The 13,366-nt window shown below is 70.2% G+C and carries 12 protein-coding genes; all 12 read left to right on the plus strand.

What is annotated here, in order from left to right; all coding sequences use genetic code 11:
• The first annotated feature begins 33 nt into the window (after positions 1–33).
• Positions 34–1,011 (plus strand): 4-hydroxy-tetrahydrodipicolinate synthase, encoded by a 978-nt coding sequence (dapA, locus tag ORG17_RS05580; RefSeq protein WP_017885921.1) that lies wholly within the window; start codon positions 34–36, stop codon positions 1,009–1,011.
• 49 nt (positions 1,012–1,060) lie between these two features.
• Entirely contained in the window at positions 1,061–2,737 is a 1,677-nt protein-coding gene (locus tag ORG17_RS05585) for a ribonuclease J (protein ID WP_027464761.1), read from the plus strand.
• Positions 2,738–2,833: 96 nt separating this feature from the next.
• Entirely contained in the window at positions 2,834–5,767 is a 2,934-nt protein-coding gene (locus ORG17_RS05590; protein ID WP_176708449.1) for an FtsK/SpoIIIE family DNA translocase, read from the plus strand.
• Positions 5,768–5,772: 5 nt separating this feature from the next.
• Positions 5,773–6,417, plus strand: a complete 645-nt coding sequence (gene pgsA, locus ORG17_RS05595; protein WP_250892193.1) for a CDP-diacylglycerol--glycerol-3-phosphate 3-phosphatidyltransferase — start codon at positions 5,773–5,775, stop codon at positions 6,415–6,417.
• Entirely contained in the window at positions 6,414–6,941 is a 528-nt protein-coding gene (locus ORG17_RS05600) for a CinA family protein (RefSeq protein ID WP_173035507.1), read from the plus strand. The genes pgsA and ORG17_RS05600 overlap by 4 nt, the downstream gene beginning before the upstream one ends.
• Before the next feature lie 154 nt (positions 6,942–7,095).
• The gene (locus ORG17_RS05605) at positions 7,096–7,404 is read left to right on the plus strand and encodes a helix-turn-helix domain-containing protein (RefSeq protein ID WP_027464765.1); all 309 of its coding nucleotides are present in this window, start codon (positions 7,096–7,098) and stop codon (positions 7,402–7,404) included.
• Positions 7,405–7,490: 86 nt separating this feature from the next.
• Entirely contained in the window at positions 7,491–7,715 is a 225-nt protein-coding gene (locus tag ORG17_RS05610) for a DUF3046 domain-containing protein (protein ID WP_027464766.1), read from the plus strand.
• A 272-nt stretch (positions 7,716–7,987) separates the two neighbouring features.
• Complete coding sequence (gene recA, locus ORG17_RS05615) at positions 7,988–9,049, plus strand: recombinase RecA (protein WP_027464767.1); 1,062 nt, start codon at positions 7,988–7,990, stop codon at positions 9,047–9,049.
• Complete coding sequence (locus ORG17_RS18290; protein WP_214526489.1) at positions 9,046–9,960, plus strand: regulatory protein RecX; 915 nt, start codon at positions 9,046–9,048, stop codon at positions 9,958–9,960. Before recA ends, ORG17_RS18290 begins: the two co-directional genes overlap by 4 nt.
• Before the next feature lie 26 nt (positions 9,961–9,986).
• Positions 9,987–11,483 (plus strand): tRNA (N6-isopentenyl adenosine(37)-C2)-methylthiotransferase MiaB, encoded by a 1,497-nt coding sequence (gene miaB / locus ORG17_RS05625; RefSeq protein WP_027464768.1) that lies wholly within the window; start codon positions 9,987–9,989, stop codon positions 11,481–11,483.
• The gene (miaA, locus tag ORG17_RS05630) at positions 11,470–12,435 is read left to right on the plus strand and encodes a tRNA (adenosine(37)-N6)-dimethylallyltransferase MiaA (protein ID WP_301565383.1); all 966 of its coding nucleotides are present in this window, start codon (positions 11,470–11,472) and stop codon (positions 12,433–12,435) included. Before miaB ends, miaA begins: the two co-directional genes overlap by 14 nt.
• On the plus strand, positions 12,432–13,322 hold the full coding sequence (gene dapF / locus ORG17_RS05635) for a diaminopimelate epimerase (RefSeq protein WP_027464770.1): 891 nt from the start codon (positions 12,432–12,434) through the stop codon (positions 13,320–13,322). Before miaA ends, dapF begins: the two co-directional genes overlap by 4 nt.
• Positions 13,323–13,366: the final 44 nt, after the last annotated feature.

Below are 13,366 nucleotides of genomic sequence, written 5' to 3' on the forward strand. Positions count from 1 at the left end.
GTCCTCGCGCGCATCCCCGGTACGCTGGTGCCCGTGTCCCCGCGTGAGAATCCCTTCGGTCAGGTCCTCGTCGCCCTCGTGACCCCGTTCACGGCCGACGGCGAGGTCGACTGGCCCGGCGTCGAGCAGCACATCGACGACTGCATCACCGCCGGCGCCGACGGCATCGTCGTCACCGGCACGACCGGCGAGACGTCGACGCTGACCGACCCGGAGAAGCTCCGTCTGGTCGAGGTCGGCAAGTCCGTCGCCGCCGGCCGCGCGAAGATCATCACGGGCGGTGGCTCGAACGAGACCGCGCACGCGATCCACCTGTACAAGCAGAGCGAGAAGGCCGGCGCGGACGGCGTGATGATCGTCACGCCGTACTACAACAAGCCGACGCAATCGGGTGTCCTCACCCACTTCCGGATGATCGCGGACGCCACCGATCTGCCGGTGATCCTGTACGACATCCCGGGCCGCACCGGCATCCCGATCACGTACGACACGATCCTGCGTGCGTCGAAGCACCCGAACATCCTCGCCGTGAAGGACGCCAAGGGCGACTTCGCCGAGGTCTCGCGGGTGCTGAACAACACCGACCTCATGTACTTCTCCGGCGACGACACGAACGTGCTCCCGCATCTGTCGATCGGCGCCACCGGCCTGATCGGCGTGACCGCGAACATCACGAGCGCGCCGTACCGCACCATCGTCGACGCCGTGAACCGGGGCGACCTGGCCACCGCGACGGCCGAGCACAAGCGACTCGAGCCGCTCGTCCGCGCCGTGATGACGCACGTTCCGGGTACCGTGGCCGCGAAGTACATCCTGCACGGGCTCGGCCGCATCGGCAGCCCGCGCGTCCGGCTGCCGCTCGTCGGCCCCGAGGACTCCGAGGCGTACGCCATCGAGACCTCCCTCGAAGCCGTGCGCGACGTGCCCGGCGCCGACTTCTCGAACTTCCGCCCCGACCGCAACGCGGCGGCCGGCGGTGCACTACCGAAGGTGCCAGGCACCACCCGCTAGCGAACACCGCGGCGCGCAGCACGCGCGTCGCCCGAATCCGTAGGACCGAATGCCCACACAGATCTCCGAACCGCAGCCGCTCGAAGCCGGCACCCTCCGCGTCGTCCCCATCGGGGGCCTCGGCGAGATCGGTCGCAACATGACCGTCTACGAGTACGAGGGCAAGCTGCTCATCGTCGACGCTGGCGTGCTGTTCCCCGAGGAGCACCAGCCCGGTGTCGACCTGATCCTGCCGGACTTCTCGCCGATCCGTGACCGCCTCGACGACGTCCTCGGTGTCGTGCTCACGCACGGCCACGAAGACCACATCGGCGCCGTCCCGTACCTGCTCAAGCTCCGCGACGACATCCCGCTGATCGGCTCCACGCTGACCCTCGCGCTGGTCGAGGCGAAGCTCAAGGAACACCGGATCAAGCCGTACACGCTCGTCGTGGCCGAGGACCAGACCGAGCAGATCGGCCCGTTCCACCTCGAGTTCGTCGCCGTGAACCACTCCATCCCGGACGCCCTCGCCGTCGCGATCACGACCCCCGCCGGTCGTGTGCTGCACACGGGTGACTTCAAGATGGACCAGCTCCCGCTGGACGACCGCATCACCGACCTCCGTGCGTTCGCCCGTCTGGGCGAGGCCGGCGTGGACCTGTTCCTGCCGGACTCCACGAACGCCGACGTGCCGGGCTTCACCGCTCCGGAGCGCGACATCGGCCCGGTGCTCGAGAACATCATCATGCGCGCCCGCAAGAAGGTCGTCGTGGCGAGCTTCTCGTCGCACGTGCACCGCGTGCAGCAGGTCCTCGACGCCGCCGCGGCCGCGAACCGCAAGGTCGCGTTCATGGGGCGCTCGATGATCCGCAACATGACGATCGCCGCCGACCTCGGGTACCTGCGGGTGCCGGAGAACGTGCTCATCGACACGAAGAAGGCGAAGAACGTCCCCGACGACCAGATCGTCTACATGTCGACCGGGTCGCAGGGTGAGCCGATGGCCGTCCTGGCCCGCATGGCGAACCTCGAGCACCAGATCGAGATCGGCGAGGGCGACACCGTCATCCTCGCGTCGTCGCTCATCCCGGGCAACGAGAACGCCGTGTACCGCGTCATCGACGGGCTGACCAAGCTCGGTGCGAAGGTCGTGCACAAGGGCAACGCGAAGGTGCACGTCTCCGGACACGCCTCCGCTGGCGAGCTGCTCTACTGCTACAACATCCTGCGGCCGCGCAACGTGCTCCCCGTCCACGGCGAGCACCGCCACCTGTACGCGAACGCCGACCTGGCGATCCAGACGGGTGTCCCGCCGCGCAACGTGATCCTCGGGCAGGACGGCATCGTCGTCGACCTGAAGGACGGCGTCGCGACGGTCGCCGGTCAGCTCGACATCGGCTACGTCTACGTCGACGGCTCCACCGTCGGCGAGATCACCGACGCCGACCTGAAGGACCGCCGCGTCCTGGCGGAAGAGGGCTTCATCTCGATCTTCTGCGCGGTGGACTTCACCACCGGGCAGTGCGTGATCGGCCCGGAGATCCAGTCGCGTGGCTTCGCCGAGGACGACTCGGTGTTCGACGACGTCCGCCCGCAGATCGCCAAGGCGATCTCCGAGGCTGCCGCGAACGGCACGCGCGACTCGCACGCCTTCGCGCAGGTCGTCCGTCGCACGGTCGGTCGCTGGGTGAACACGAAGCACCGTCGTCGTCCGATGATCGTCCCGGTGGTCATCGAGGCGTAGCGTCCGTCCCCGCTCTGGAGGCCCGTCCAGCGTCCGTCACGGACGCTGCGGCGGGCCTTCCTGCGTTTGTCCTGAGCGGGCGTTAGGGTTCTGCCCATGGCCGGAGGCACCAAGTCGACCACGCGCTCGCGCGCGTCCACGTCGTCCCGTGGCAACGGGACGCGCGGTTCGTCGCGCACCCAGGCCACGACGAAGAAGCTGCCGCAGGCTGCGCCCACGCCGGTGTTCCGCGAGCAGAACCCGCTCGTGACCTTCTGGCTCGCGATGGCGCACGGCGTCGGCGCGATGTTCCGGCTGCTCGGCAAGGAGACCCTCGAGAAGGACCAGCGGCGCGACGGGTTCCCGTTCCTGCTGTTCCTGCTGGCCATCGCCGGCGGGGTCGTCGAGTGGCTCAACCCGACGAACAGCGTCTCCGTCGCACTCGACGCGTACACGTTCGGTGGGCTGTTCGGCCGCCTGGCGTTCGCCCTGCCCGTCATCATGATCGTGTTCGCCGGGTGGCTGTTCCGGCACCCGGCCTCGGTGCACGACAACACCCGGATCGGCATCGGCCTGGGCATTCTGATCGTGTCGATCGCCTCGCTCTGCCACGTCTTCGGTGGCCGACCGAGCGCGGCCGACGGCATGCCCGCGCTGGCCGCCGCCGGTGGGGTGCTGGGCTGGGTGGTCATCGGCTGGCTCGTCACGATCGCGACCGCCTGGGTGGCCGTCCCCGTGGCGATCGTGCTGCTCGTGCTGTCGCTCTTCATCATCACCAAGACGCCGCCGAACAAGCTCGGGCGACGCCTGCACGAGCTCTACGCCTACCTGTTCGGCGCACCGGCCCCCGCAGCCGAGCCCGAGGCCGACGCCGCCGCTGCGGCGGAGCCCGCCGCCCGCGCCCGCACGTCGAAGCGCGGCAAGAAGGGCGACGCCGACTTCCAGCTGTTCGACGACCTCGGGTTCGGTGACGAGCAGGCCGCTGCCGACGCCGAAGCCGGTGGCGACAACGTGCCGTGGTGGCGCCGGAACAAGTCCGGGCGCGAAGAGGACCCGGCGTACGACAGCCCGGTGCTGCCGCCGGCCACCGGGGTCGCCCCGGCTGCCGCTGCCGTCGCACCAGCTGCGCCCGTCGTGCCCGCTGCCCCCGCCGTGAGCCCGAACGCCGGTGCCGCCGCCGGGCTCGTCGACCTCACGCCGGCCGAGCCCGCGTCGGTCAACCTCAACGACTCCGTCGAGCAGGACCTGCAGGACGCCGAGCAGGCGCTCCGCGCGTTCGGCACCGACGTCCCCGCGCGGCCGGAGCCGACGGCCGACATCCGTCCCGCGGTGCCCGAGGTGCTGTCCGAGCCCGAGATCGTCGACGAGCCGGAGGACATCGACGCCGCCGCCGAGCTGAGTGCGGCCGCCGCCGGTTCCGACGACGATCCGTCGAAGCCCTACCGACTGCCCGCCGCCACGACGCTGAGTTCCGGGACCCCCTCGGTCGCGCGGAGCCAGGCGAACGACGACATCGTCGCCGCCATCACCGGGGTGCTCACCGAGTTCAAGGTCGACGCGAAGGTCACCGGGTTCTCCCGCGGGCCGACGGTGACCCGGTACGAGATCGAGCTCGGCCCCGGCGTCAAGGTCGAGCGCGTCACGGCCCTGTCGAAGAACCTGTCGTACGCGGTCGCCTCGAACGAGGTCCGCATCCTGTCGCCGATCCCGGGCAAGAGTGCCATCGGTGTCGAGATCCCGAACACCGACCGCGAGATCGTCTCGCTCGGTGACGTGCTGCGCTCGAACGCCGCCCGCAAGTCGAAGCACCCGATGACGATCGGCGTCGGCAAGGACGTCGAGGGCGGCTTCGTCGTCGCGAACCTGGCGAAGATGCCGCACCTGCTCGTCGCCGGCTCCACCGGTTCCGGCAAGTCGGTGTTCATCAACTCGATGATCACGTCGCTGCTGATGCGCGCGAAGCCGTCCGAGGTCCGCATGGTCCTGGTCGACCCGAAGCGCGTCGAACTCTCCATCTACGCCGGCGTCCCGCACCTCATCACACCCATCATCACGAACCCGAAGAAGGCGGCCGAAGCGCTGCAGTGGGTCGTGAAGGAGATGGACATGCGGTACGACGACCTGGCGTCGTTCGGGTTCCGCCACGTCGACGACTTCAACAAGGCGATCGAGAACAACGAGATCGTCCTGCCGGCGGGTAGCGAGCGGAAGCTCAAGCCGTACCCGTACCTGCTCGTCGTCGTCGACGAGCTCGCCGACCTCATGCTCGTGGCGCCGCGTGACGTCGAGGAGTCGATCGTCCGCATCACCCAGCTCGCCCGTGCCGCCGGCATCCACCTGGTGCTCGCGACGCAGCGCCCCTCGGTCGACGTCATCACCGGCCTGATCAAGGCGAACGTGCCGTCGCGCATCGCCTTCGCGGTGACGAGCGTCACGGACTCCCGCGTCATCCTCGACCAGCCCGGCGCCGACAAGCTCATCGGTCAGGGCGACGCGCTCTTCCTGCCGATGGGCTCGTCGAAGTCGCTCCGCGTGCAGGGTGCCTGGGTGCAGGAGGGCGAGGTCGCCGAGGTCGTCCAGCACGTCACGCGGCAGGCGCAGCCCGAGTACCGCCAGGACGTCCAGGCCGTGGTCGAGCGCAAGGAGATCGACGCCGACATCGGCGACGACCTCGAACTGCTGCTCGCGGCCGTCGAGCAGGTCGTGTCGACCCAGTTCGGTTCGACGTCGATGCTGCAGCGGAAGCTCCGCGTCGGCTTCGCCAAGGCCGGTCGTCTGATGGACCTGATGGAGTCGCGCGACATCGTCGGGCCGTCCGAGGGTTCGAAGGCCCGCGACGTCCTGGTGACCGCCGACCAGCTGCCCGCGGTGCTCGCGAAGCTCCGCGGCGAGGAGCCGCCCGCCGCGGCCGCTCCGGCAGCGCCGGCCCCGACGCCGTCCGGCGACGGTGACCGCTACGGAGCAGACCCCGTGGGGGACATGACCCGCGGGTACGATGAAGTCCACGACGAGCCCGATGAGGACGCGTGGGGACTGACGGGCAGGGAGTGACGGCGATGACCGCCTCGGACAGCACGAACACCACGCACGGCGCACGGTTCCCGTGGCGCGGGCGGCTGCTGCGCAAGGGCCCCGGCCCGGCGTCGACCGCGAACGTCGCGAACATCGTCACGGTGGTGCGCATCTTGATGGCGCCGCTGTTCTTCGTCCTGCTGCTCGCCGACGCCGGCAACGACGGACCCCTTCGCATCTGGGCCGCGGTCGTCTTCGTCGTGGCGATCGTCACGGACAGCGCCGACGGCATCATCGCGCGTCGGCAGAACCTGGTCACGGACTTCGGCAAGCTCGTGGACCCGATCGCCGACAAGGTGCTCATCGGTGGTGCGCTCGTCGCGCTGTCGATCCTGGCCGAGCTGCCCTGGTACGTGACCGTGCTGATCATGGTGCGCGAGATCGGCATCACGGTCTTCCGGTTCGCGGTGCTCTCCGACCGGGTGATCCCGGCGAGCCGCGGCGGCAAGATCAAGACCGTGCTGCAGGCCGTCGCTCTGACGGCGGCGCTGTTCCCGTGGTGGAACCTGGTCGGCGACTGGGCGCACTGGGTCAACGGCATCCTGATGACGGCCGCGTTCCTGGCAACGATCCTGAGCGGGATCGACTACCTCTGGCAGGCATGGAAGCACAACCGCACGATCGCATGACCGGACCCGAGCGCTCGACGCAGGCCGCGCCTCCCGTCCCGGTCGCACCGGGACTCATCGCCGAACTGACGGCGCGGGGCGAGACCCTCGCCGTGGCGGAGTCGCTGACCGGCGGCCTCGTGGTCGCGACCCTCGTCGACGTGCCGGGCGCGAGTGCCGTCGTCCGCGGTGGCGTCGTGGCCTACGCGACGCCCGTGAAGCACTCGGTGCTCGGGGTCTCGGCAGAGCTGCTCGAGGCCGAGGGCGCCGTGCACCCCGAGGTCGCCCGGCAGATGGCCGCCGGTGTCCGGATCGCGCTGTCCGTCGACGGGGAACCCGCGACGTGGGGGATCAGCACGACCGGCGTCGCCGGCCCGGATCCGCAGGACGGCAAGCCCGTCGGCACCGTGTACCTCGGGATCGCCTCCGCCGCGGGGGCAGAGGCCTTCGAACTGCACCTCGACGGTGACCGAGGAGCAATCCGGCACGCCACCGTCTCCGAACTCCTTGCACGGATGTCGTCCGAGGTCCGGGGCCGGGAATAGGTCCCGTTTCCACTGGGTTACATCTCACGAAATCTCCAGCAGTACGGCAGCCAGCCTGGCTAACATGCTGCAACCGGCAACGCTATTGTTGCTGAACCCGAACTCGATCCACCGGACCGAGCGGGCGCGGAGACGACAGAGAGGAGGAGTTCTCATGGTTCTCGTTCGTCAGGAAATCGGCGATGTGCTCCGGGACTTCCGCTTGCAGAAGGGCCGGACCCTCCGTCAGGTCGCGTCCAAGGCCAGTGTCGCGCTCGGGTACCTCAGTGAGGTCGAGCGCGGGCAGAAGGAAGCCAGCTCGGAGATCCTCGCGTCCGTCGCGGATGCTCTGGACACGCCCATCTCGACCATCATGCGCGAAGTGGGCGACCGCCTCGCGATCGTCGAGGGGCTGACCCCCGTCCCCGACACGCTCCCGGACGACCTCGTCGCCGAGTTCGACAACGACCTCGCGGTGCGCTGAGCGCATCGCACCGAACGCCCTCGCCGGTCCTTCCCGGCGGGGGCGTTCTGCGTTCCGGCCCGCGACCACGCGCCTAGGCTGGTCGGATGCGCGTGAGTGAGTTCTGGCGAGCCGTCGACCAGGTGTTCGGTGAGGCCTACGGTTCCGTGGTCACCCGTGACGTCGTGCTCGAAGGGCTCGGCGGTCGCTCCGCCGTGGACGCCCTCGCCGCCGGTGTCGACGCCCGCCGGGTGTGGGACGCCCTGTGCGACTCGCAGGACGTCCCGATGGACCGTCGGCACGGCAAGGGCCTGGCCGAACCCCAGGACTGAGCCGGTTCCGCGGGGCCGAGCACCCGAAACTGTGTTCGGCGTGTTGCTCGAACGCGTGTTCGATCGGTGGTAGCTTCCTCCACAGCGGCGTCGCCCGGGTGTTCCATCCACAGATCGCGTGACCGTCGGCAGTGATGTCGGTGGCTCGCCATAGGTTGATGGACATCGGGAACAGCCCGAAGCCTTGTCGCAGAACCATCGGCCTTGCACCATCGGCCGGCGTGGACGCGACAGCCTACAGGCGGCCGAACACGAGCACGAAGGAGCACCCCATGCCATCACCGGCAGACCGCGAAAAGGCCCTCGAGACCGCACTCGCACAGATCGACAGGCAGTTCGGCAAGGGTGCGATCATGCGCCTCGGTTCGGACGAACGCGCCCCCGTCAACGTCATCCAGACCGGGTCGGTGGCGCTGGACGTCGCGCTCGGCATCGGTGGCCTGCCCCGCGGCCGCATCGTCGAGATCTACGGCCCCGAGTCGTCGGGTAAGACGACCCTCACCATCCACGCCATCGCCAACGCCCAGCGCGCCGGTGGCATCGCGGCCTTCATCGACGCCGAGCACGCGCTCGACCCCGAGTACGCCAAGAAGCTCGGTGTCGACATCGACGCCCTGCTCGTGTCGCAGCCCGACACCGCCGAGCAGGCGCTCGAGATCGCGGACATGCTGGTCCGCTCCGGCTCCATCGACCTCATCGTCATCGACTCCGTCGCGGCCCTCGTGCCCCGTGCCGAGATCGAGGGCGAGATGGGCGACTCGCACGTCGGTCTGCAGGCCCGCCTCATGTCCCAGGCCCTGCGAAAGCTCGCCGGTGGCCTGAACCAGACGCAGACCACGATGATCTTCATCAACCAGCTGCGCGAGAAGATCGGGGTGTTCTTCGGTTCGCCCGAGACCACCTCGGGTGGTAAGGCGCTGAAGTTCTACGCGTCCGTCCGCCTCGACATCCGTCGCATCGAGACGCTCAAGAGCGGCACCGACGCGGTCGGCAACCGCACACGCGTCAAGGTCGTCAAGAACAAGATGGCGCCGCCCTTCAAGCAGGCCGAGTTCGACATCCTGTACGGCGTCGGCATCTCGCGCGAAGGCTCGCTGCTCGACTTCGGTGTCGACCACGGCATCGTCAAGAAGTCGGGTGCCTGGTACACCTACGACGGCGACCAGCTCGGGCAGGGCAAGGAGAACTCGCGTTCCTTCCTCATCCAGAACCCCGAGATCGCTGCCGACATCGAAGGCAAGATCCTCGCCAAGCTCGGCGTCGGCGGCGCCAAGGCCGAAGACGCCCCGGTCGAGTCGATCGCGCCGAAGCTCGCGGAGCGCAAGGGCGCGTGAGCACCGACCACGACGACGACGGCCTCGCACCGGTCACCGACCTGTTCGGTGCGAGGTCGCGTCGTCGCGCTCCTGTCACGCCGGTGATGCCCGCCATCCCCGAGCCTCCGGTGTCACCGGACGAACCGCGCGACTCCGACGGCTGGGTCCTGCCCGAGTCCGACGAAGGCCGGGCGGACGAGTTCCCCGCATCGTTCGACGCCGATTCGCCGGTGCCCCTGCACGGTGCCCGGGGGCCGGCAGCGTGGGTGTCGCCCGTGATCGGCGACGGCAGCGGGCGCTCGAGCCGTGCGGAGCAGGACGGCTACGACGCCGAGACCGCTGACGCCACCACCGCGTCGGTGTTCTCCATCGCCGGCGGCGAGGAGATCGACCCGGCCGACGCACCGCGTCCGCTCGACGAACAGCGGGCGGATGCCGAACGGATCAGCCTGCGCGCGCTCGGCCGCAAGGGCGTGAGCGAGTCCGAGATGCGGACCCTGCTGCTGCAGCAGGACCTCGACCCCGACGTGGTCGAGTACGAGATCGAACGGTTGACCCGTGTCGGGCTCCTCGACGACGTCGCCCTCGCCACCGACCTGGTGGATCGACTGCACGCCCGCAAGGGCCTCGGTCGACAGGGTGTCGTGACGGAGCTCCGTCGCCGGGGCATCGACCAGGTGGCGATCGACACGGCGCTCGACGAAGCCGCCGACGACGAGGACGACGAGTTCCTCCGTGCGCAGGAACTCGCCGACAAGCGGGCGCCGCAGATGCGCGGGCTCGACCGCGCCACTGCGGAACGCCGGCTGTCCGGCTTCCTGATGCGCAAGGGCTACAGCTCCGGCGTCGTCCGGATCGCTGTGGCACGTGCCCTCGACGGTGGCGGAAAGCGACCGCAACCCGGCCGCGGGACCGTCCGGTTCGAGTAGTCGCTCCGACCTACACTGGAACGACCATGGCCACCGTCGAAGCGCGCCCCCGCACCTACGAAGTCCGCACCTACGGGTGCCAGATGAACGTGCACGACTCCGAGCGGTTGAGCGGCTCGTTGCAGGCCGCGGGCTACACCGCGGCGGACGGTGCGCAGGCCGACGTCGTCGTCATCAACACCTGCGCGGTGCGCGAGAACGCGGACAACCGTCTCTACGGCAACCTCGGGCAGCTCGCGGGGATCAAGCGCGAGCACCCCGGCATGCAGATCGCCGTCGGCGGGTGCCTGGCGCAGAAGGACAAGAACGTCATCCTCGAGAAGGCGCCGTGGGTCGACGTCGTCTTCGGCACGCACAACATGGGGTCCCTGCCGACCCTGCTCGAACGCGCACGGCACAACGACGAGGCGCAGATCGAGATCCTCGAGGCACTCGACGTCTTCCCGTCGACGCTGCCCACCAAGCGCGACTCGACGCACAGCGGCTGGGTCTCGATCTCGGTCGGCTGCAACAACACCTGCACGTTCTGCATCGTCCCCTCGCTCCGCGGCAAGGAGAAGGACCGCCGACCCGGTGACGTCCTGGCCGAGATCCAGGCGCTCGTCGATGACGGCGCGATCGAGGTCACGCTGCTCGGGCAGAACGTGAACTCCTACGGGGTCGAGTTCGGCGACCGACAGGCGTTCGGCAAGCTGCTGCGGGCCACCGGCACCATCGAGGGGCTCGAGCGCGTCCGCTTCACGAGCCCGCACCCGGCGGCCTTCACCGACGACGTCATCGACGCGATGGCCGAGACCCCGAACGTGATGCCCCAGCTGCACATGCCGCTGCAGTCGGGTTCCGACCGGGTGCTCAAGGCGATGCGCCGGAGCTACCGCAGCGAGCGGTTCCTCGGCATCCTCGACCGCGTCCGCGCGAAGATCCCGAACGCGGCGATCTCCACCGACATCATCGTCGGGTTCCCCGGTGAGACCGACGCCGACTTCGAGGACACCCTGCGCGTCGTCGAGCAGGCGCGGTTCGCCTCGGCGTTCACGTTCCAGTACTCGATCCGCCCGGGCACGCCGGCGGCGACGATGGACGACCAGCTGCCGAAGCACATCGTGCAGGAGCGCTACGAGCGACTCGTCGCCCTGCAGGAACGCATCACCGCGGAAGAGAACGCGCTGCAGGTCGGCCGGAGTGTCGAGGTGCTCGTCGCCTCCGGTGAGGGCCGCAAGGACGACGCCACCCGCCGGCTCTCCGGTCGCGCGGAGGACTCCCGGCTCGTGCACTTCACCGTGCCCTCCGGGTCCGAGGTCCCGCGCCCGGGCGACGTGGTCACCGTGGACATCACCCGCGCTGCACCGCACTTCCTGCTCGCCGACGACGACGCTCCGCTGCGCATCCGACGCACCCGGGCCGGTGACGCCTGGGACCGCGCGCAGGCCGAGAGCTGCGGCGTGCCCACGCCCGCTGCCGCCGCCGGCGACGGGCCCCGTCCGGTCTCGCTCGGGCTGCCCACGCTCCGTGTCGGGCGCTGACCTGCCGCCCGCCGGTGCCACTGCGGCTGCCACTGCCGACCTGATCGCGGTGGTCGGGGCGACGGGCACCGGGAAGTCCGACCTCGGCATCGCGATCGCGGAGCGCCTGCGTGCTGCCGGCCGCCCCGCGGAGATCATCAACGCGGACGCCATGCAGCTGTACCGGGGCATGGACATCGGTACCGCGAAGCTCCCGCCGGCCGAACGGCGCGGCATCCCGCACCACGAGCTCGACGTGCTCGACGTCACCGACGAGGCGAGCGTCGCCGCGTACCAGGTCGCCGCCCGTGCCGACGTCGACCGGATCCAGGCCGACGGCGGCGTGGCCGTCCTCGTCGGCGGCAGCGGCCTCTACGTCTCCGCGGTGCTGTTCGACCTGGCGTTCCCGGGTACCGACCCCGCGCTCCGTGCGCAACTCGAGCGCGAGCACGAGGAGCTCGGTCCGGGCATCCTGCTCGAGCGACTCCGCGCCCTCGACCCGTCGGCCGCCGCGACGATCGACGCACGCAACCCACGGCGGTTGATCCGAGCACTCGAGATCGCGAGTAGATCCGAGGTCGTGACCCCGAGCCTCCCGGCCGCGCCCCGCGCCTGGCGACCGTCCCGGATCCTGCACCTGCGGCGTGACCGCGAGCAGCTCGTGTCGGCGCTGCACGAGCGGGCCGCGCGGATGTTCGAGGCCGGACTCGTCGACGAGGTCGCGGCGCTCCGCGAGCAGGGACTCGAGCAGGGCAGGACCGCGCGGGGCGCCATCGGGTACTCGCAGGCGCTCGAGGTGCTCGCCGGCACGTCGACCCGCGAGCAGGCGGTCGAGGCGACCGGCATCGCGACCCGGAAGTACGCCCGGCGGCAGGTGTCGTGGTTCCGCCGGTACGCCGAGGCCGAGACGCTCGACGTCACGGGGGCGGACCGCGGCGACCTGTCGGAACTGGCCCGTAGGATCGTGCCGTGACCGAGCTGCACTTCACCAAGGGCCAGGGGACCGGCAACGACTTCGTCCTGTTCGCCGACCCCGACGCCACCGTCGACCTGACCCCCGAGCGGATCCGCGCCATCGCAGACCGACGCTTCGGCGTGGGCGGCGACGGCGTGATCCGGGCGGTGCGGTCCGAGGCGATCCCCGAGGGGCGTGCGCTCGTGGCCGTCGAGCCCGAGGCGACCTGGTTCATGGACTACCACAACGCCGACGGCACGGTCGCGGAGATGTGCGGCAACGGCATCCGCGTGTTCGCCCGGTACCTGACCGAGTCCGGCCTGGTCGAGCTCGCTCCCGGCGAGACGCTCACCGTCGGCAGCCGCAAGGGGCTGGTCGACATCCAGCGCACCACGAACGGGTTCGCCGCCGACCTCGGCCGCTGGGGCCTGGGCATCGAGGGCGGTGGTTCCGACGACGTGCTCGTGCGGGCCAAGAACCTCGACGGGGCGCGGCCCGGCATCGGCATCGACGTGGGCAACCCGCACGTGGTCGTCGCCGTCGAGACCGAGGACGAACTGGCCGACCTCGACCTGACCTTCCTGCCGGTGCTCGACCCGGCACCGGAGCACGGTGCGAACGTCGAGTTCGTGCTGCCCGGCGACCCCCTCATCAAGGACGGCGTCGGCGAGATCACGATGCGGGTGCACGAGCGGGGGAGCGGTGAGACGCTCTCGTGCGGCACCGGGGCCGTCGCGGCAGCCCTCGCCACGCGCTACTGGGTCGGTGCGGGGGCGCCGGACACCTGGCGCGTGCGAGTGCCGGGCGGGCTGCTGACGGTGCGGATGACGGCGACCGAGGACGGCGAGCACGTGTCGCTGTCCGGGCCCGCCGAACTCGTGTTCTCGGGCGACCTGACGGTCTGACGCGGGCGCGGGCGCGGGCGCGGCGCGGCGCGGCGCGGTGCGCG

The sequence above is a fragment of the Curtobacterium flaccumfaciens pv. betae genome (genome assembly GCF_026241855.1).
In the GTDB taxonomy this organism is placed as follows: domain Bacteria; phylum Actinomycetota; class Actinomycetes; order Actinomycetales; family Microbacteriaceae; genus Curtobacterium; species Curtobacterium flaccumfaciens.

Excerpts from the sequence above, each read along its gene's own strand:
- ORG17_RS05585 (WP_027464761.1), top strand. The coding sequence starts at position 1,061 with ATGCCCACACAGATCTCCGAACCGCAGCCGCTCGAAGCCGGCACCCTC.
- ORG17_RS05590 (WP_176708449.1), top strand. The coding sequence starts at position 2,834 with ATGGCCGGAGGCACCAAGTCGACCACGCGCTCGCGCGCGTCCACGTCG.
- pgsA (WP_250892193.1), top strand. The coding sequence starts at position 5,773 with ATGACCGCCTCGGACAGCACGAACACCACGCACGGCGCACGGTTCCCG.
- ORG17_RS05600 (WP_173035507.1), top strand. The coding sequence starts at position 6,414 with ATGACCGGACCCGAGCGCTCGACGCAGGCCGCGCCTCCCGTCCCGGTC.
- ORG17_RS05605 (WP_027464765.1), top strand. The coding sequence starts at position 7,096 with ATGGTTCTCGTTCGTCAGGAAATCGGCGATGTGCTCCGGGACTTCCGC.
- ORG17_RS05610 (WP_027464766.1), top strand. The coding sequence starts at position 7,491 with ATGCGCGTGAGTGAGTTCTGGCGAGCCGTCGACCAGGTGTTCGGTGAG.
- recA (WP_027464767.1), top strand. The coding sequence starts at position 7,988 with ATGCCATCACCGGCAGACCGCGAAAAGGCCCTCGAGACCGCACTCGCA.
- miaB (WP_027464768.1), top strand. The coding sequence starts at position 9,987 with ATGGCCACCGTCGAAGCGCGCCCCCGCACCTACGAAGTCCGCACCTAC.